This window comes from Spirosoma oryzicola (genome assembly GCF_021233055.1).
In the GTDB taxonomy this organism is placed as follows: domain Bacteria; phylum Bacteroidota; class Bacteroidia; order Cytophagales; family Spirosomataceae; genus Spirosoma; species Spirosoma oryzicola.
Genome location: NZ_CP089538.1, coordinates 1,634,708 through 1,652,690 on the forward strand (window position 1 = coordinate 1,634,708; position 17,983 = coordinate 1,652,690).

Consider the following 17,983-nt stretch of genomic DNA (forward strand, 5'->3'; position numbering starts at 1 on the left):
CGAACAACAGCGAATCAGTTATTTAACGCTCTTGCCGATTGCAATCAGGTCTTCGGGCGATTGCAAACCGATTACTTTTTTCAACACTTTACCGTTGCCGTCGATAAAAAGCAACGTTGGATAAGCCTCAAGCGGGTATACCTGCGACAGAGCGGGGCCTTCGCCTTTTTCCATGTCCATCTTCACGTTGATAAACTTGGCATTGTAGAAATCGCCCACTGCTTTCTTGGTGAAGACGTTCTTTTGCAACAGCTTACAGGGACCACACCAGCTTGCGTACGCGTCCAGGAAAATAACTTTCTTTTCGGTTTTGGCTTTCTGAAGAATTGCTTTCCAGGCCGCTTCCGTAAACTGAATACCCTGGCCGTCTTCTTTAGGTGCTGGTTTGCGATCACCCGCCGAAAGAGCCTGGCTGGGCGAGTAGCTGAATCCGACAAATAGAATGGCTAAGAACCAAATTACTTTTTTCATGCTCGGACCGGTACACCGGTAATTGTTTAAGTTTCGGATGAATAACGCACTGGGAAGACCTTTTCGTTTCCGTCGGCGTTTTGAATAAGCAAAATAATAGGCGCACACTCAAAAGGCAAATCATGTGCCATTTTCCTTATTCTTTCCGACCTTTGCAGCTGTTTTAGTCTTTACTGCTATGCCCGTTAAACAAGCTGAGTTCTTTGTCAGCAATTCAGATCCGGCCAAATGCCCCAAGCCCGATCGGCCCGAGTACGCGTTCATTGGCCGCTCCAATGTGGGAAAATCGTCGCTGATTAATATGCTGACGGGTCGCTCGTCGCTGGCTAAAATTTCTGGTAAACCCGGCAAAACCCAGCTTATCAATCATTTTGTGATCGATAACGAGTGGTACCTGGTCGATTTGCCTGGTTATGGTTACGCCCAGGTGAGCAAAACCGAACGTGAGAAATTTGCCGCCCTGATCGACGGCTATCTGACCGGTCGTTCTAATCTGCTTTGTATTTTTGTACTGGTCGATTCGCGCATTGAGCCCCAAAAAATTGACCTTGATTTTATGTACAATCTGGGTGAAAAGGGCTTGCCGTTTGTCATCGTGTTTACCAAAACAGAGAAATTGGGCCCCAACAAGTTGCAGGCTGCTCTCGACGCTTACCGGGCCAAGCTGCTGGAAACCTGGGAGGAAGCCCCCCAGTTTTTTATCACATCAGCAGTTACGGCTGCCGGACGCGAAGAAATTCTGTCGTTTATTCGTCCGCTGAACGCTGAATTCCGGAAGTAAGAGGGAAGATAAATTGATGCCGCAGAAGAGGCTTGTTCAGAACAATAAACTTACCGATTAACCATTATCCTTTATTAAAAAGGCAATACGTCGGCCTAAACAGGCGTTACCAGTTTACAAAGTATTTATGGAAGCTTTAAAACAAATTGCCAACATTGCCGGTCAAAGCGGCCTTTTTCGGATTCTGAAGCCGAGCCGCAATGGTGTTATCGTTGAAACGCTGGACGACAAAAAGGCGAAAACAATGATGGGCCCAACCGCACGGGTATCGGTGCTGAACGACATTTCGATCTACGTCGATACGCCTGACCAGTCGATCCCACTGGCTGATGTGCTGTTGGCTGTCAACGATAAATACGGCGAAACGCTGACGGTTGATCCGAAAGGATCAAACAGCGAATTAGCGGATTTCATGGCTGAGGTTGTCCCCGATTACGACCGTGACCGCGTTCGGCCCGCTGACATTAAGAAACTAATTGTTTGGTACGGAATTTTACGTCAATTCGCTCCCGAAGTGTTTGAAAAACCAGTCGGTGAATCAGCCGAGCCAGCTACTGAAGCCGCTCCCGCTGAAGCGTCGGACGCCGAAACCGAAGAAAAAGCATAAGCTATTAAAAACTCCATTTTCAGTGAGCACAGAAAAGCCGTCAACCATTGGTTGACGGCTTTTTAGTCGTTTAAGCGAAATTGCGTTGATTCACCAATTAATCAACGGTGCTTAATTTAACCGTGTTCGTACGACGGGCCTGAGTCAGCGGCATACTAAGCGTATTGATGAAAATATCGCCGGATTCCAGCTTGCCTTGACCAATCAGTGTTTGCTTGATACCTTCTACGGTCTGATCAACTGTCAACTCGAGGTTGGGCTCATACGGCATTACCTGAACACCCCAGTACAAGCCCAATGTGTTGCGCAGTTGTGGGTCGTTGGAGAAGACGAACAAATCGGCCTTGGGGCGGTGGTGCGACAACCGTACCGCCGTGTAACCCGAGTTTGTAATACCAATGATTGCTTTAGCTTTTGTATCACGGGCTAACCGGCAGGCACTCATGACCACGTTGTCATTGATAAAGTTTTCGCCGGGGTGCTCGTTAACATACGCGTGATAGCGGTAGTAAATTTTGTCTGTATTCGCTTCGACCTGCCGGATGGTATTCGCCATGCTCTCAACGGCCAGAATCGGGTATTTACCCGAAGCGGTTTCGGCGCTAAGCATCACCGCATCGGCTCCGTCCATTACAGAGTTGGCAATGTCGTTGATTTCGGCGCGGGTTGGGCGGGGCGCATCAATCATGCTTTCGAGCATCTGGGTAGCAACAATGACAGGTTTACCCGCCTTGTTACACTTCTCGACCAGCATTTTCTGGATCATTGGCACTTCTTCGGCGGGTAATTCCACGCCGAGGTCACCACGGGCAACCATCAGACCGTCCGTTGCTGCGATGATCTCGTCAATATTCACGATAGCCTCTGGCTTCTCGATCTTGGCAATGACGCGGCTTGTCTTGCCCTGGGCTTTGATGTATTCTTTGATTTCGATGATTTCGGACGCTTCACGTACAAACGAAAGCGCAATCCATTCCGCATTGTGTTCAAGACCAAATTTAAGGTCTTCCCAGTCTTTATCGGTCACGGCAGGCATCGAAACCTTGGTGTTAGGAAGGTTAACGCCTTTTTTGGACTTCATCGGACCACCGTATACTACTTCGGTGACGACATCGGTACCTTCAGCGCCAACAACCCGCACTTCGAGTTTGCCGTCATCCATCAGAATGCGTTCGCCTGGGTGAACATCTTTGTACATGTCCTTGTAAGGCGTACTAACACGTTCTGCGGTACCGATAATATCATCGTTGGTGAATACTAGCTTGTTGCCCGGCAGGATCATAACGCCATCTTTGCTCTCGACGTTGCCAATCCGAATTTTCGGACCTTGTAAATCCTGCAATACGCACAGATTCAGGTTGTATTCTGCATTGATCTCGCGGATTCGGGTGAGCCGCATGAGATGGTCTTCGTGGGTACCGTGGGAGAAATTAAGCCGGAATACATTAACACCGGCTTTGGCTAATGCCAGCAATTGTTCTTTCGTTTCGGAAGCCGGGCCGATGGTGGCCACGATCTTGGTTTTCTTAGACATGAGGGACGGGAAAATTGGGCAATAAGGGCCAATAGCCGGTGCAAAAATAACCGGTAGGGCTTATAAACAGTTGTGTTTACCGAAATTTTACAACTTATCGCAAAACGGTTGTTTTCCACGAAGGGGCTATTCGCCGGAAAACGCTTTGGCCATTTGGTCATAGAAAGCCCGATTTGGCAGATTTTTGGGCTGAATGTCAGGATAGAATAGAATGGATCGTTCGACTGGGCGTTTATCACTAATTGCTCTTTTTTTAATCCTCTTCCTCTGTTTGCGAGTTACTTACAAAGAATGTCCGGTTTTACTGGCAAGAACAGAATACATCGTTTTAACCATTTTCTTTTTCGCTATGTCTAACAAGACGGTTGACCTCGACCAACTTAGCATCAACACGATTCGGCTGCTATCGGTAGACGCTGTTCAGAAAGCCAATTCAGGCCACCCTGGTTTACCACTGGGAGCGGCTCCGATGGCGTACGTACTTTGGTCTCGTTTTTTGCGATTCAATCCGCAGGACCCGCAATGGCCCGATCGGGATCGGTTTGTTTTGTCGGCTGGACATGGTTCAGCGCTGTTATATAGCTTGCTTCATCTGTACGGCTATGATCTGACGCTCGATGATCTGAAAAGTTTTCGTCAGCTCCACTCCAAAACACCAGGCCACCCCGAATCAAACCTGACGGCAGGGGTAGAAGTAACTACCGGACCGCTGGGGCAGGGGTTTGCCAACGGCGTAGGGATGGCTATGACCGAAGCGTTTCTGGCGGCTACGTACAATCGCGAAGGCCATACGCTGGTAGACCATTATACGTATTCGATTGTGAGTGATGGGGATCTGATGGAAGGTATTGCTTCGGAAGCAGCGTCGCTGGCCGGGCACCTCAAGCTGGGCAAGCTGATCTATCTCTACGACGATAACCTGATTTCGCTCGACGGACCAACGAATCTGGCGTTTACCGAAGATCGGATGGCCCGGTTCGATGCCTATGGCTGGCACACGCAGGAAGTTGCCGACGGAAACGATCTGGATGCGATTGAGGCTGCTATCCGGGCGGCTCAGGAAGAAACCGAACGTCCGTCGATTATTTCCGTCCGCACCATTATTGGCTTTGGTAGTCCGCAGGAAGGAACCAGCAAAGTACACGGTAGCCCGCTGGGTGAAGAAAACGTGCGTAAGACAAAAGAGTTCTTCGGCTGGGACCCCGATCAGACGTTTGTTGTGCCCGACGAAGTACGACCCCATCTGCTGGAAGCCGGAAAGCGGGGCGCTGATCTGCAAGCCGACTGGCAAACGCGCTTCGATGCGTACAAAGCGCAATTTGCGGCCGAAGCAGACCTCTTTACGGTGTCGTTTGCCGGCAAACTTCCCGAAGGATGGGATGCCGATATGCCGCAGTTCAAACCGGAAGACGGACCACTGGCTACCCGGCAGGCATCGGGTAAGGCCCTAACGGCACTAAAACAGCGGGTTCCTTATCTATTTGGTGGTTCGGCTGATCTGGCGTCTTCCAACGACATGCCAACCAAAGGTGATGTTAGTTTCCAGCCGGGTCATTACGATCAGTCGAATATCTGGTTTGGGGTGCGCGAACACGCGATGGGAGCTGCGCTCAACGGCATGGCTCAACACGGGGGTGTACATCCATACGGGGGAACCTTCTTGAATTTCTCCGATTACATGCGGGGAGCCATTCGGTTAACGGCCCTGGCTGAGTCGTCGGCAACGTTTGTGTTTACCCACGACAGCATCGGTTTGGGTGAAGACGGACCAACGCACCAGCCCGTCGAGCAGTTTGTTTCGCTCCGTACCATCCCGAACATTATCGTTCTCCGCCCCGCCGATGCCAACGAAACGGCGGAAGCCTGGCGCGTAGCGATGATGCAACCCAAGACGCCGGTTGTTTTAATTCTGTCGCGGCAGAAGTTGCCCGTGTTGGATCAGAGCAAATATGGTTCGGCGCGTGGTCTGGAGCGGGGAGCGTACATTTTGAGCGAAGCTGAAGGTTCACCGCAATTGATTCTGATTGCGACCGGGTCCGAAGTTTCACTAGTTCTGGACGCTCAGGCCGAACTAAAGAAGATGGGCATCCAGGCGCGTGTGGTGAGTATGCCGTCGTGGGAGCTTTTCGAAAAGCAGGATCGAACCTATCAGCACGAAGTATTACCGCCTTCAATTCGGAAGCGGCTGGCCGTTGAAGTCGGTTCGCCAATCGGCTGGCACAAGTACGTTACCGACGAAGGCACCACAATCAGTATGAACCGCTTTGGTTTGTCGGGGCCTGGCGAAGAGGTAATGAGCTACTTTGGCTTTACCGTCGAGAACGTTGTGAAGAAGGCAATGTCGGTACTGCAAGGATCGCCGGAAGGTATTGAAGAAAAAGAAGTTTTATCCCACGAGTAGTTGATCGCAACAGGTCACGAACAGAACCGGCGAGTTTGTCTAATAGGCAAATAAGCCGGTTCTGCTGTTAAAGCATTGGGGCAACCGTTACTACACGATCTGCGATTGATTCTGAACCAGTGAGCGTAGGGTTGTGCGTTCATATACAGATAAGTTGGCGTCACGAACACGCTCCATAATAGGTCGAATTGTGCAGGTTTCTTCATCTTCACAGTCATCGCAGCGGACGTAGAAATTCAGAGAGACGCAGGGCGTAGGCGCGATGGGGCCGTCGATAATCCGAACCACCTGCGCCAAATTGACGCGTTCCGGCTCGACCCGAAGCAGGTATCCCCCGCCTTTACCTTTCTGACTTTGCAGAATACCGTGGTTGCGTAATTCCAATAGAATCGCTTCCAGGAATTTTTTGGGTATGCCTTCCTGCGCCGAAATGTAAGAGATAAGCACTGGGCCATTACCGAACTGTTCGGTGAGCACTTTGAGTGCTTTGATGGCATATTTAGCTTTTTTTGAGATCATTTTATCAGTACATTGATAGTAGGTGAATGGGAAATTTGAAATAATGACAATAAAATACGCAACTTCTTTCGGGTATTAAAAGAAAGTTTTCGTGAAAAGGCTTCGTTGAATCACTTTTCGCCATTACTATATGGAGAAAATGTGTTTATCAGTAAATATACTTATACAAACTGGCTTCCGTATCGCACTGTATTGATTCCGCTCTTCTTGCTTTGGCCACAAATAACGATTATTTTACTTATTATTCCTACCTGTTCTGTAGATATTATATAATTTTAACGGAGGTATTTCATGGAATTTTCTTTATCGTAAGTAATTTCAGGGAGGGCGAGGTAACCTAGTACCGTTGGGCAGGTTATTACCAATAGTACTAATGACGGTAGTACGTTACGTACCGTCAGTGAAGCCATTAAGGCAATTGGTGGAGGTAAAAAACGAAAAGATCGGGTACTAGCAGATGAATTGTCCAGAGGTTTAGTTCCAGAACAAAAAAAGGTGTAAAGCAAGCTACATCTGATTAAAGAAATCAGTTGATGCCATTGGATGCCCGCTAAAGTTTACGATGTACTAGCTAGCTAACCGGGAAATCTTCTTGTGGTGAGCGAATCTCATCAAGTAGTGTGCGGAACAAAGTTAGTCCCTTTACGCGGCTGCCCGGAAGATTCTGAAGCTGTCTCACAACTGAACTAACCCGACGCCGACTCACTGGAAGCCAGTTTCCATTTACTAATACGTCAGCCGACCGGTCACCTTTCCGGCGGATTTGTAAGATGTGGTTAGGGTTTACGGCCAGGCTTTTGCTCAAGCGAATAAAGCCGGGAAGTGTGCCAACGCACTTTTTTAGCGTAGTAGAATTTAATTCGGGGGAAGAGTCTACCAGAAATACACGGGTGTAATTCCCCCAACCCATCAAGTAGGTAATGCGGGAGGTGTTGTTGTTTAACTTGCTGAACTTCATGTAGAGTGTATGCTGATAAGGTAACTTGTAGTTTTATATTTTACATAAGCGTAAATATAGCGGTTTCGTTGAATAAGACAAAGCCGCTTAAGAAACCGTTGAAATTTTTTGGAAAAGGAGTAAAAATACTTACTAATAGTAAGTCTATATAGACTTGAAACAAGAACAATTATTTACAATGTATTGGGCAAAGGTTACAATTACTGATAATTAATAAATTAACGGCGCGTCAAGCTCGGCAGATTTGCGCATGAATTAGTCAGAACTGCTTACTTCATTGTGGGCTTACTGTAATATTAAGAAAAAGGGAGATCAATCGAAAAATACTAACGGTATATTATAAACGAATTAAAGCAAAGATAGGCTGGTGCCTTCATGCAGGGAAGGTAGTATTTACAGGAAATTGGCCCCGTCGCCCTCACAGCAGCCTTTTTGGAAGATCCGATAGCGACGCTGGAACTTTCTGTAAAAATTTAGTCACTAATAACGTAACTGGATAAAACCTGGCTATCGTACTTATTTTTGGAAAACTCTCTGAATCAAGGATTACTCGGTACCCCATGCAAACACGCTGGCAACGCATCCAGAATCGGTTGCACAATATAGTTTTCGAAAACGATACGTGGGCAGGACGAGCCTTCGATATAACCTTACTGCTGCTTATCATTCTGAGTGTTATATCCGTTATTGTCGAAACTATTCCTGCTTTAGACCAGGCGTATAGACCACTCTTTCACGTTCTTGAATGGATATTCACGGGTGTATTTACGCTTGAGTTTATCATTCGATTGCTTGCCGTCGGAAGTCCAATTCGATACGTGTTCAGCTTTTTCGGTCTGGTTGATCTTCTTGGTATCCTGCCGGCTTACTTAAGCTTGTTTTTCATCGGTTCGCAGCAACTGGTTGTAATCCGTATTCTTCGGTTACTGCGGGTTTTTCGAATTTTGAAATTACAGGAATATACCTCGGCAGCCGATGTGCTGGCGGCTTCGCTTCGGGAAAGTCGGGCCAAGATTACGGTATTCTTCGTTGCTATTTTTACGCTGGTCATTACGCTCGGCGCGATGATGTACGTGGTAGAAGGGCACACGAATGGCTTCGAAAGTATTCCGGTCAGTATCTATTGGGCGATTATTACCATTACGACGGTGGGCTACGGCGATATTGTTCCCTCTACTGCCGTCGGCAAGCTGATCGCTAGTCTAATCATGATGCTGGGGTATGTGATCATTGCTGTTCCCACGGGTATTGTCGCTGTTAGTTTGACCGGTGTTGCCAATCGTCGGGAGCTCAATTCACAAGCCTGTCCCAATTGCGGTCGTCGAGAGCACGATACGGATGCGGTCCACTGCAAGTATTGCGGGGAAAAACTGTAATACGGGTTGATGAATCGCATGTTGAACGAATGGTAATCGTTGTTACCAAAAGCATACATGGATGAGTTTTCGGGATCAGAGTAATCTAAACGGAAAGGTTGTCAGTGGCTTCGCACGATTCATAGTCGTGCGTTCTTTTAGTAAAACCTTTTCCAATAAGTAGATGCATCGTAGTCACCCCCTTTTCAACGTATCTGAACACCAGGCCAGCCATTCATCATGGTGTAAAATACTGATTATGAATAGGTAGCCTAGTGGTCTGATTAACCTTCAACCGATCGACACATGAAAAAGCTTTTTAAAACTACTTTGTGCCTATTCATGCTCATGAACAGTCTTTGGACGCAGGCACAAGTCCAGCTTGGTATTAAGGCGGGGGTCAATTCGTCAACGATTAACATCCCCGATATTGAGCCGGGCGTTTCGGTCAAGCCACGCATTGATTTTCAGGGAGGGGTGGTACTGGATATTCCAGTAGCCAGTTCATTCTCTATTCAGTCCGCTTTATTGGTCAGCGCGAAGGGAAGTAAAATCAAAGCCAAACTTATTGATGGTAATACCGGCTCCACGATTAGCGATATCAATACGTCGATTAAACTGGTTTATACTGAACTGCCGGTTTTAGCGCTGTTTAAAAAGAACTTAGGTCAATCGTGCCGATTCTATGGGGGGGTAGGACCGTATGTAGGACTGGGTCTGGGCGGTAAGATCGCTTCTTCGTTCCAACCCATAGCCGAGCGAGATGTTAACTTCGGGTCAGGGGAGCCCGGAACGAACAGTTACAGGCGATTTGATTACGGGGCCAGTGCAGCAGCCGGAGTAGAGATAAACCGTCTGCTGATTGGGGTAAACTATAATTATGGCCTAGTCGATTTAGGGAGCGCAATAAATAAATCGTACAATCGCACTTTGGGCATTAGTGTCGGTTTCTGGCTAAGTAAGGCTCAATTATAGCCAAGTCCTTAGTCGATTTTAGTAACCGCTTGTGTGCATCATAGGTAAGGATTCACGGCCAACGTCCCGCCATCAATCTTCACGACAAAATAATCAGCCAAAGGTTTCGTATTGGGGGCTTTGATGCCGTGTTCAGGTTCTATCCGATGATAGCGAGTTCAACCCTTTTCTTCGCTTTACGGCTATCTTCAACCGCGCCAAAGACCTGACTCCGTAGGAGCGTCCGGAAGGTATGTTGTTGACGATTAGAGCAGTTACAAACAGAATGGCGACTCCGGTCATCACGGGCGTTAGGGTGTAGCCGAAACCCAGGTTTATAATTTTTTCCGACCCAATGTTGGCGATCAGGGCGGTTGCGCCCGCCGGGGGATGCATCGTCTTTGTTATCTGCATACAAACAATCGACAGCGAGACCGCCAGGGCCGATGCTAACCATACCTGATCCGGAATCAGCTTATGAATTGCTACGCCAATCAACGAAGCCAGCAGGTGACCGCCAATCAGGTTTCGGGGCTGTGCCAAAGGACTGTTCGTTGCGCCAAACAATAGCACACAGGAGGCTCCGAAAGATCCGATTAGAAAGATACTGTCCTGCTGCGTGAAACCGGCTTGCTGCAATAAACCAATCGAAGCGATGGCGATAAACGTACCGACAAAGGTCCAAAGGTGATCGATAGGTTCTAAGATTGTCTCCCGATAAAACACGTATCGGGCAATTCGATAGTGCCTCTTTATTCGTTTTCTCATACTTACCTAACTACATAGCAAGGCATACCGGCAGTTCCTTCGCAGGAAAGGATTAACAAAAAAGTTAGTCTGGTGCTGAGCCTACGTAATTCATCCACATCGATTAGCCTTAGGCAACAGCCCGATCCGTCAAATGGGGCGATGTGGGCGAGTTTATGGGCGTTAATAAAATGAAAAAAGCACTTAGTTTTGGGCTAAGTGCTTGATTTTCAATGTGGGCCAGCCTGGACTCGAACCAGGGACTTACTGATTATGAGTCAGGCACTCTAACCAACTGAGTTACAAGCCCATTGCTGTCCAACAGCTTGGTTTCAGCAGTGCAAATTTACGCTTTTTTCGACATAATTTAAGCGAACACCTAATTATGCGTAAAAAAAGATGACATTCCTTTAACCCTATGGGCCTATTTTTGTTGAATGTCAGTGGCAAACAAGAAAAAAATTCTCAACGATCCGGTATACGGATTCATTACGATTCCGAGCGATTTACTATTCGATCTGGTTGAGCACCCGTACTTTCAGCGATTACGGCGCATTAAGCAACTGGGCTTGTCGGAATACGTTTATCCGGGGGCTCTACATACGCGTTTTCATCATGCCTTAGGCGCTATGCACCTGATGGGGCAGGCGACGCATACGCTCCGGGGCAAGGGGCACTACCTGTCCGACGACGAGTGCGAGGCTGCTCAGATAGCCATTCTCCTTCACGACATTGGTCACGGGCCGTTTTCCCACGTTTTGGAGTGCTGTTTGCTTGATAATGTTCATCATGAGAAGATTTCATTATGGCTCATGCATGAGTTGAATCGGCAGTTTGACGGCCGGCTTAGCTTGGCGATCAGTATGTTTGAAGGAACCTACGAGCGACCATTCTTTCATCAGTTGATATCAAGCCAGCTGGACATGGATCGGATGGATTACCTCAACCGCGATGGCTATTATACCGGTGTGGCCGAGGGGGCTATTGGCGCCGAACGAATCATCAAGATGCTCGACCTGGTAGACGACCAGCTGGTTGTCGAGGCTAAAGGAATTCTAAGCGTCGAAAATTTTCTGAACGCCCGGCGGTTGATGTACTGGCAGGTCTATTTGCACAAAACGTCGATCTGTTGCGAATCAATGCTGGTGCAAATTCTACGACGAGCGCGGTTTCTGATTCGGCAGGGAGAGCCGGTGTTTGCTCCGTATACGTTCATGCTGTTTTTGCGGGAAAGCGTGTCGCTGGATGCTTTTTTGGCGAATCCGATCTATCTGGACGCGTTTACCCAACTGGACGATTACGATGTCTGGGGGTGTATCAAGGAGTGGGCCTTGCACAACGACCCGGTCTTATCGGCGCTTTGCCGCATGCTCCTGGACCGGCGACTCTTCAAAATCATACTTTCTACGGAGCCGTTTGCCAATGAACTAGTCAACGAATTGACCGCTCAGTTACGGCAGCAGGGTTTGCCCGATGAAGAGCTATCGTATTTTCTGGTAGAAGGGCAGGCAACGAACGCGGCTTACTTACCTTCGGGTGATCGGATCAATATAAAACTTAAAAGCGGCAAGGTAATCGACATTGCTGATGCATCGGATTTGTCGAATGTTCGGGTGCTGACCAATATCGTACGTCGATATTATGTATGCTGGGCAAAAGGACTGCAACTAGCCAACTGGGCAAGTAAATAAGTAAGCCCAGGACAAGCCGATGGATCATTCCCGCTTCTGATCGTCTTGTCAATTTACGTAATCTGCCAATTACTCAACCGTGCAACACTATTTCCGGCGATTTTATCCAAAAAGTGCAATTTGTTGCCTACCTTAGCGGCCAAAATAATCGGTACAAGCGATTGTTTTGCGATGGTTGTCATACGCATATGGAGTTTACAGTCAAGCAGATTGCCACGTTACTGGGAGGTGAGGTAGCCGGAAATGAAACACTGGCGATTCGTAAATTAGCTAAAATAGAGGAAGGCCGACCGGGTGATATTTCGTTTTTGTCGAACCTTAAATATGAACCGCATCTCTACACAACACAGGCTACGGCGGTGATTGTTGATCGGTCATTTCAACCCCGGAAGCCGGTAGAAGCTGCGCTTATTTTTGTCGAAAATTCGTACACGGCCTTTACCCGCTTGCTGGAAGAATACCACAAGCTACGGAGCTATGCACGCGCTGGTGTGGAACAACCCGCTTTTCTGGGCGATGGAACGCAACTAGGCGAGCAAACCTACCGGGGCGCTTTTTCGTACATAGGCCGCAACTGTCGCATCGGGAATAACGTGAAGATTTATCCGCATGCCTACATCGGCGATAACGTCCGCATTGGCGACAACACAATAATTCACACCGGAGTCCGTATTCTGGACAATTGTATTGTTGGTCAGTCGTGTGTCATCCATCCAAATGCTGTGATTGGTAGCGAAGGATTTGGGTTTGCTCCCCAGTCCGATGGAACCTATAAAACGATCCCGCAGCTCGGCAATGTCATCCTGGAAGACTTTGTAAACGTCGGTTCAAACACCACCATCGACTGTGCTACGATGGGATCGACCGTTATTCGGCAGGGGGCTAAACTCGACAACCTGATTCAGATCGGTCATAACGTCGAGATTGGTAAAAACACGGTGATTGCCGCGCAAACGGGTATTTCGGGCTCTACTAAAATTGGCGATAATTGTACGATTGCCGGTCAGGTAGGCTTTGCCGGTCATCTCAACATCGCCAACGGCACGAAAGTCGGCGCCCAGTCCGGTGTCGGAAAGAATGTGACGGAAGAAGGTACCGCTATCAATAGTTCACCCGCTTTTGGGTTAAAAGAAAGTATGCGTTCACTGGCTGTATTCCGGCGGTTGCCGGATTTGGACCGACGATTGAACGAGTTGGAAAAGAAAACAGAAAAATAGTTTACAGTTTATGGTTTCTTGATACGTCAATGACCGAAAACCGAAACCATTCTACTGAAAACTGAGAACGAATGAATACCAAACAACAGACGATTCAGAAGGCCGTTTCGGTATCGGGTGTAGGCTTACACACGGGCGTTTCGGCTACGATGACATTCCTGCCCGCTCCAACCAATCATGGTTATAAATTTCAACGCGTTGACCTACCCGGCCAGCCGATCGTAGATGCGGATGTTGATAATGTCGTCGATCTTTCACGCGGCACAACCATTGAACAGAGTGGGGCGCGGATTCATACGGTCGAGCATACACTGGCAGCACTGGTTGGTTTACAGTTGGATAACGTGCTGATTCAGTTGGATGGTCCCGAGCCTCCAATCATGGACGGTTCGTCGATTCAGTTTATCAACGCAATCCGGGAAGCTGGTATTGAAGAACAGAACGCTACTCGTAATTATTTCGAAGTAAACGAATACGTTCATTACCGAAATTCCGAAAAAGATATTGAACTGGCTGCGCTCCCACTCAACGATTACCGCCTGACGGTTATGGTTGATTACAACTCGCGGGTAATCAGTAGTCAGCACGCTTATCTGAACGATATCAGCCAGTTTCCGGAGCAAATCGCCAGTTCACGGACGTTTGTTTTTCTGCACGAGCTGGAAGCGTTGTATAAGCAAAACCTGATCAAAGGGGGCGACCTAACCAATGCGATTGTTATTGTCGACCGCGACGTGAACGACGGGGAGCTAGACTATCTGGCCGATCTGTTGAACAAGCCGAAGGTAAGCGTCAACAAGAGAGAAGGGATTCTAAATAACCTGGAACTGCACCATCCCAATGAGATGGCGCGCCATAAACTGCTGGACGTTGTTGGTGATCTGGCGCTTATTGGTCGACCCATCAAAGCGCAGATTCTGGCGGCTCGTCCGGGCCACGCGGCCAACGTTGCTTTTGCCAAAAAGATAAAAAAGCTTATCCAGAAAAACGCGGCTAATCAGGTTCCTCAGTACGATCCGAAGCAGCCGCCTGTGATGGATATCAATCATATTTCGCAGTTGCTGCCGCACCGCTATCCGTTCCAGATGATCGACAAGATCATTGCGCTGGACGAAAACAGTGTGGTCGGTATCAAGAATGTGACAATGAATGAGCCGTTTTTCCCCGGCCATTTTCCCGGCAATCCGGTGATGCCCGGCGTCATGCAGCTTGAAGCGATGGCCCAAACGGGGGGTATTCTGGTACTTAGTACGGTGCCCGATCCCGAAAATTATTGGCCTTACCTGATCGGAATCGAGAATTGCCGCTTCCGGCGCAACGTTTTACCCGGTGACACCGTAATCTTTAGATGTGAGTTTACGTCACCAATGAAGCGGGGAATCGTAAAAATGCAGGGCCGTGGCTACGTCAACGACAATCTGGTTTGTGAGGCCGATATGATCGCCAGTCTGGTAAAGAAAAAATAGGTTACAGTTAAGGTTGTCTGCTCGTGCGTATCGGTTTGTATTCGGCTCAGATAGGGCGGTTAAACCTGATACGAATGGACTATGAACCAACAAGCTGAAAGCAAATAAAATGATTCAACCATTAGCCTATATTCACCCCGAAGCGAAGATTGCGCAGAACGTGGTGATTGAACCGTTTGCCATTATTCACAAGGACGTTGAAATTGCTGAAGGAACGTGGATTGGCTCACACGCAGTTATTAACGAAGGGGCTCGCATCGGTCGCAACTGTAAAATTTACCCCGGCGCTGTTATTTCGGCAACTCCGCAGGACTTAAAGTTTAATAACGAATACACCCGAACATTCATCGGCGACAACACGACCATTCGGGAGTACGCAACGATCAGCCGGGGTACGGAAGAGCATTGGAAAACCGAAATTGGCGCTAACTGCCTGGTGATGGCTTATGCCCATGTAGCGCATGACTGCCGGATCGGTAACCACTGCCTGATTATCAACAACGTACAGATGGCGGGTCATGTCCACATGGGCGATTGGGCGATTGTCGGCGGTTCGAGTTCGGTGCATCAGTGGGTAAAAATCGGCGCTCACGCTATGGTTTCGGGTGGATCGCTGGTCCGGAAAGACGTACCGCCGTTTACGAAAGCAGCCCGTGAGCCGCTATCCTACACAGGTATCAACTCAATTGGGCTTCGTCGTCGTGGATTTGAAAATGACAAGATCAATCAGATTCAGGAGATCTACCGGTACATTTACCTGCGCGGATTAAATAATGCCGAAGCGTTGACGCAGATCGAACTTGAGCTGACTCCGTCGGATGAGCGTGATGAAATTGTGAACTTTATTCGCAGTTCAGAACGGGGTATCATGAAAGGCCCATCCAGCAGCAGCGAGCGGGAGTAGTCATACATCTAGGTAGGCTTTGTCCGGTTTCACATCAAAAAATAATGGCCTGTGTCCCCACAGGCCATTTGGTTTTATCAGCAGGCGAGTGGTCTGAGGGGACGCAGACGATGACGATTGTAATTTTCTATGCTGACAATTAAAGCCGAGCAGTTAGGGAAAAAGTACCGGAAAGAGTGGATTTTTCGCCGGGTCGATCTAACGTTGACTGCCGGGACTAGCTACACGTTCGTAGGGCCAAACGGCAGCGGTAAATCGACGTTACTGCAACTGCTGACCGGGAACCTGCCAATCTCCGAAGGAAAGATAACGTACACCTTGAATGGCACGGTTCTCGAATCGGAGCGCTGGTTTCGGCAGGTGTCTATCGCAGCTCCTTATCTCGAATTGGTTGAAGAGCTAACGCTCGACGAACTGCTCGTTTTCCACCAAACGTTCAAACCGTTTAAAGCGGGCCTTACGTCCGAGGCCGTAGCCGAGCGATTATTGCTCTCGCACGCCCGGCATAAGGAAATAAAGTTTTTTTCGTCGGGTATGAAGCAGCGCGTTAAACTTGGCCTGGCTTTTTTCTCCGATGCACCAGTTGTTATTCTTGACGAACCGACCTCAAATCTCGACCGTCAGGGGGCGGCTTGGTACCACGAGCAGGTGCGTCAGCTTACGCCAGATCAACTGCTGCTTATTGGTTCTAACCAACCGGAAGAGTACGATTTCTGCCCCAACGTGCTGGATGTGATGCAATGGAAATAGGTACCCGCATCACCAACCTGTCACCCACTGTAACAGCCACTCGGGTTTAAGAAATAAGGCAAGTACCGGTACGACCAACCCTAAGGCCAGCCAAACCGCCGGCTTTGCCAAGTTCCCTTCTGCGGTTGTAGCCGAATCGCCTGGGCGGAAGAAAAGTAGAAAAGGAATTTTCAGGTAATAGACCAGTGAAATCAGGGCGTTGAGCAACCCTAGGATAAAGAGCGCCAGCAGCCAGTTGTCGCCCGTGTGTTGGTAGGCATCGTAAAGAGCCGAAAAAGAAAGCAGTTTTGCCGTAAAACCAACGGTTGGCGGTAAGCCCGTCAGCGCAAGCATCACCACGGTTAGACCAATCGATAGCAGCGGGTATTTCGACCCTAACCCCGCGAACTGGCTGATTGTTAAATCTGTACCGTTTGCGCGGGCGAGTAAGTCAATCAGGAAAAAAGCCGCCAGCGACATAAAAAGGTAGGTGCCTGCGTAAAAAAGAACGGCATCAAAACCGGCTTTGTTGAAAGCGACTACACCGACCAGCAGGAAACCGGCGTGAGCAATGGTCGAATAAGCTAACAACCGTTTGGCGTCGGTCTGACGCAGTGCCGACAAGTTGCCAATCAGGATACCCGCCAGCGCCAGCACAGCCAGTGGGGTTTGCAGCGACGTTGTTGTAGCCCCTGTCAGCGCATCGGTCGTTGGTGGGTCAATGGGCAAGGCCGTTACCAGCCGCATCAGCACCAGTACGGCTGCTGCTTTGGGGGCAACGGAAAAGAAAGCCGCTACAGGAACAGGTGCTGCTTCGTACGCATCGGGCGTCCAGACGTGAAATGGCACTCCGGCCAGCTTGAAAAACAGTCCAGCCAGGGTTAGTAAAACGGCGACCGAAGCAACAGCGGCATCTTGCCGGGCCAACTCGATGCCAAACGACTCGGCGGTGAGATCAAGGGTACCGGTCATGCCGTAGAGCAACGACATTCCGTAGAGCATAATGGCGGAGCTGACCGCGCCAAAAAGCAGGTATTTAATGCCGCCTTCCGACGCTTTTCGGTCCGTAGTAAGCGCAGTGAGCAGATAAGAGCAGATCGAAACCAGTTCAATGCTTAAATAAATGCTGAGCAGATTAACCGAAACGGTCATCAGAAACAACCCTAACGTCATCGCTATCAGCAAGGAGTACCACTCTAACGGCAACTGCGGGGACTTCACTGTGTTGTCGAACCCCTCTAGTTTCTCTCTAGAAGGGAATGCGGTAAACAAGTCATAAAGCAGCACAAGGATAGCAGCCAGGGCCGTTATCACCTGAAAATAGATCGCCTGATTGTCGACGAACAGGAGATGCATGAACAGAAATCCCCGCGTGGGGGACACAACCGACCATAAAGCAGCTATCAGCAGTGAGGCAACGCTCAGAACGGCTAGCCACTGTCGTGTTCTGAAAGGGGATGCTGACCGAATTAGGAATAATTCGGCTACTAACAGTCCGCAAAAAGCCAGAGACAACCAGGCCATCGGGCCAAAGCCGCCGAGGCTATTCAGAATGTCGGTAAGCTGTTCGGTAAGAGACAAAATAATGCAGTTTTCGGGCGATAGCCATGCGGACACCAGCTTGACACGGATAACCGCTGGCTATCAAC

The 17,983-nt window shown here is 48.8% G+C and carries 16 protein-coding genes and 1 tRNA gene; 10 read left to right on the forward strand and 7 right to left on the reverse strand.

Annotated elements, in window-relative coordinates; genetic code table 11:
- Nucleotides 1–18: 18 nt before the first annotated feature.
- Nucleotides 19–471, reverse strand: coding sequence for a thioredoxin family protein (locus LQ777_RS06625; protein ID WP_232561737.1), 453 nt, complete (start codon nucleotides 469–471; stop codon nucleotides 19–21).
- A gap of 178 nt (nucleotides 472–649) precedes the next feature.
- Between LQ777_RS06625 and yihA the strand changes: the two genes are divergently transcribed.
- Both yihA and LQ777_RS06635 read left to right on the forward strand, forming a co-directional pair.
- Nucleotides 650–1,252: a ribosome biogenesis GTP-binding protein YihA/YsxC gene (gene yihA / locus LQ777_RS06630; RefSeq protein ID WP_232561738.1), complete on the forward strand. Its 603-nt coding sequence runs from the start codon at nucleotides 650–652 to the stop codon at nucleotides 1,250–1,252.
- A gap of 127 nt (nucleotides 1,253–1,379) precedes the next feature.
- Entirely contained in the window at nucleotides 1,380–1,859 is a 480-nt protein-coding gene (locus tag LQ777_RS06635) for a DUF5606 family protein (protein WP_232561739.1), read from the forward strand.
- 97 nt (nucleotides 1,860–1,956) lie between these two features.
- Here LQ777_RS06635 and pyk read toward each other — a convergent pair whose 3' ends face one another.
- Nucleotides 1,957–3,393, reverse strand: a complete 1,437-nt coding sequence (gene pyk, locus LQ777_RS06640; RefSeq protein WP_232561740.1) for a pyruvate kinase — start codon at nucleotides 3,391–3,393, stop codon at nucleotides 1,957–1,959.
- 349 nt (nucleotides 3,394–3,742) lie between these two features.
- Here pyk and tkt point away from each other — a divergent pair, with 349 nt between their 5' ends.
- Nucleotides 3,743–5,794, forward strand: a complete 2,052-nt coding sequence (gene tkt / locus LQ777_RS06645) for a transketolase (RefSeq protein ID WP_232561741.1) — start codon at nucleotides 3,743–3,745, stop codon at nucleotides 5,792–5,794.
- A 90-nt stretch (nucleotides 5,795–5,884) separates the two neighbouring features.
- Here the strand turns inward: tkt and LQ777_RS06650 are convergent, their stop codons facing one another.
- Entirely contained in the window at nucleotides 5,885–6,313 is a 429-nt protein-coding gene (locus tag LQ777_RS06650) for an RrF2 family transcriptional regulator (protein ID WP_232561742.1), read from the reverse strand.
- Nucleotides 6,314–6,884: 571 nt separating this feature from the next.
- Nucleotides 6,885–7,271 carry a LytTR family transcriptional regulator DNA-binding domain-containing protein gene (locus LQ777_RS06655; protein ID WP_232561743.1) on the reverse strand — a complete coding sequence of 129 codons (387 nt, stop codon included), beginning with the start codon at nucleotides 7,269–7,271 and terminating at the stop codon, nucleotides 6,885–6,887.
- Nucleotides 7,272–7,831: 560 nt separating this feature from the next.
- On the opposite strand from LQ777_RS06655, the gene LQ777_RS06660 reads away from it, so the two are divergent.
- A complete protein-coding gene (locus LQ777_RS06660) occupies nucleotides 7,832–8,647 on the forward strand; it encodes an ion transporter (protein WP_232561744.1) in 816 nt (271 codons plus the stop codon).
- A 285-nt stretch (nucleotides 8,648–8,932) separates the two neighbouring features.
- Nucleotides 8,933–9,601, forward strand: a complete 669-nt coding sequence (locus LQ777_RS06665; protein WP_232561745.1) for a porin family protein — start codon at nucleotides 8,933–8,935, stop codon at nucleotides 9,599–9,601.
- A gap of 132 nt (nucleotides 9,602–9,733) precedes the next feature.
- On the opposite strand, the gene LQ777_RS06670 is transcribed toward LQ777_RS06665, so the two are convergent.
- Together LQ777_RS06670 and LQ777_RS06675 are read right to left on the reverse strand one after the other, a co-directional pair.
- The gene (locus LQ777_RS06670; RefSeq protein WP_232561746.1) at nucleotides 9,734–10,348 is read right to left on the reverse strand and encodes an HPP family protein; all 615 of its coding nucleotides are present in this window, start codon (nucleotides 10,346–10,348) and stop codon (nucleotides 9,734–9,736) included.
- Nucleotides 10,349–10,563: 215 nt separating this feature from the next.
- A tRNA-Ile gene (locus LQ777_RS06675) sits at nucleotides 10,564–10,637 on the reverse strand.
- Between the two features lie 127 nt (nucleotides 10,638–10,764).
- Here LQ777_RS06675 and LQ777_RS06680 point away from each other — a divergent pair.
- The 5 genes from LQ777_RS06680 (at nucleotide 10,765) to LQ777_RS06700 (ending at nucleotide 16,355) form a co-directional block, all read left to right on the forward strand.
- The gene (locus tag LQ777_RS06680; protein ID WP_232561747.1) at nucleotides 10,765–12,018 is read left to right on the forward strand and encodes an HD domain-containing protein; all 1,254 of its coding nucleotides are present in this window, start codon (nucleotides 10,765–10,767) and stop codon (nucleotides 12,016–12,018) included.
- Nucleotides 12,019–12,206: 188 nt separating this feature from the next.
- Nucleotides 12,207–13,235: a UDP-3-O-(3-hydroxymyristoyl)glucosamine N-acyltransferase gene (gene lpxD, locus LQ777_RS06685; protein ID WP_232561748.1), complete on the forward strand. Its 1,029-nt coding sequence runs from the start codon at nucleotides 12,207–12,209 to the stop codon at nucleotides 13,233–13,235.
- A 71-nt stretch (nucleotides 13,236–13,306) separates the two neighbouring features.
- Nucleotides 13,307–14,701 carry a bifunctional UDP-3-O-[3-hydroxymyristoyl] N-acetylglucosamine deacetylase/3-hydroxyacyl-ACP dehydratase gene (locus tag LQ777_RS06690; RefSeq protein ID WP_232561749.1) on the forward strand — a complete coding sequence of 465 codons (1,395 nt, stop codon included), beginning with the start codon at nucleotides 13,307–13,309 and terminating at the stop codon, nucleotides 14,699–14,701.
- Between the two features lie 109 nt (nucleotides 14,702–14,810).
- On the forward strand, nucleotides 14,811–15,605 hold the full coding sequence (lpxA, locus tag LQ777_RS06695; RefSeq protein WP_232561750.1) for an acyl-ACP--UDP-N-acetylglucosamine O-acyltransferase: 795 nt from the start codon (nucleotides 14,811–14,813) through the stop codon (nucleotides 15,603–15,605).
- Nucleotides 15,606–15,734: 129 nt separating this feature from the next.
- A complete protein-coding gene (locus LQ777_RS06700) occupies nucleotides 15,735–16,355 on the forward strand; it encodes an ABC transporter ATP-binding protein (RefSeq protein WP_232561751.1) in 621 nt (206 codons plus the stop codon).
- A gap of 9 nt (nucleotides 16,356–16,364) precedes the next feature.
- On the opposite strand, the gene LQ777_RS06705 is transcribed toward LQ777_RS06700, so the two are convergent.
- Nucleotides 16,365–17,915, reverse strand: coding sequence for an NADH-quinone oxidoreductase subunit N (locus tag LQ777_RS06705; protein ID WP_232561752.1), 1,551 nt, complete (start codon nucleotides 17,913–17,915; stop codon nucleotides 16,365–16,367).
- Between the last annotated feature and the right edge of the window lie 68 nt (nucleotides 17,916–17,983).

Coding starts and splice junctions, on each gene's coding strand:
- LQ777_RS06635 (WP_232561739.1), top strand. CDS start 1,380: ATGGAAGCTTTAAAACAAATTGCCAACATTGCCGGTCAAAGCGGCCTT.
- yihA (WP_232561738.1), top strand. CDS start 650: ATGCCCGTTAAACAAGCTGAGTTCTTTGTCAGCAATTCAGATCCGGCC.
- LQ777_RS06680 (WP_232561747.1), top strand. CDS start 10,765: ATGTCAGTGGCAAACAAGAAAAAAATTCTCAACGATCCGGTATACGGA.
- LQ777_RS06655 (WP_232561743.1), bottom strand. CDS start 7,271: ATGAAGTTCAGCAAGTTAAACAACAACACCTCCCGCATTACCTACTTG.
- LQ777_RS06660 (WP_232561744.1), top strand. CDS start 7,832: ATGCAAACACGCTGGCAACGCATCCAGAATCGGTTGCACAATATAGTT.
- lpxD (WP_232561748.1), top strand. CDS start 12,207: ATGGAGTTTACAGTCAAGCAGATTGCCACGTTACTGGGAGGTGAGGTA.
- LQ777_RS06690 (WP_232561749.1), top strand. CDS start 13,307: ATGAATACCAAACAACAGACGATTCAGAAGGCCGTTTCGGTATCGGGT.
- LQ777_RS06670 (WP_232561746.1), bottom strand. CDS start 10,348: ATGAGAAAACGAATAAAGAGGCACTATCGAATTGCCCGATACGTGTTT.
- tkt (WP_232561741.1), top strand. CDS start 3,743: ATGTCTAACAAGACGGTTGACCTCGACCAACTTAGCATCAACACGATT.
- lpxA (WP_232561750.1), top strand. CDS start 14,811: ATGATTCAACCATTAGCCTATATTCACCCCGAAGCGAAGATTGCGCAG.
- LQ777_RS06665 (WP_232561745.1), top strand. CDS start 8,933: ATGAAAAAGCTTTTTAAAACTACTTTGTGCCTATTCATGCTCATGAAC.
- LQ777_RS06650 (WP_232561742.1), bottom strand. CDS start 6,313: ATGATCTCAAAAAAAGCTAAATATGCCATCAAAGCACTCAAAGTGCTC.
- LQ777_RS06625 (WP_232561737.1), bottom strand. CDS start 471: ATGAAAAAAGTAATTTGGTTCTTAGCCATTCTATTTGTCGGATTCAGC.
- LQ777_RS06700 (WP_232561751.1), top strand. CDS start 15,735: ATGCTGACAATTAAAGCCGAGCAGTTAGGGAAAAAGTACCGGAAAGAG.
- pyk (WP_232561740.1), bottom strand. CDS start 3,393: ATGTCTAAGAAAACCAAGATCGTGGCCACCATCGGCCCGGCTTCCGAA.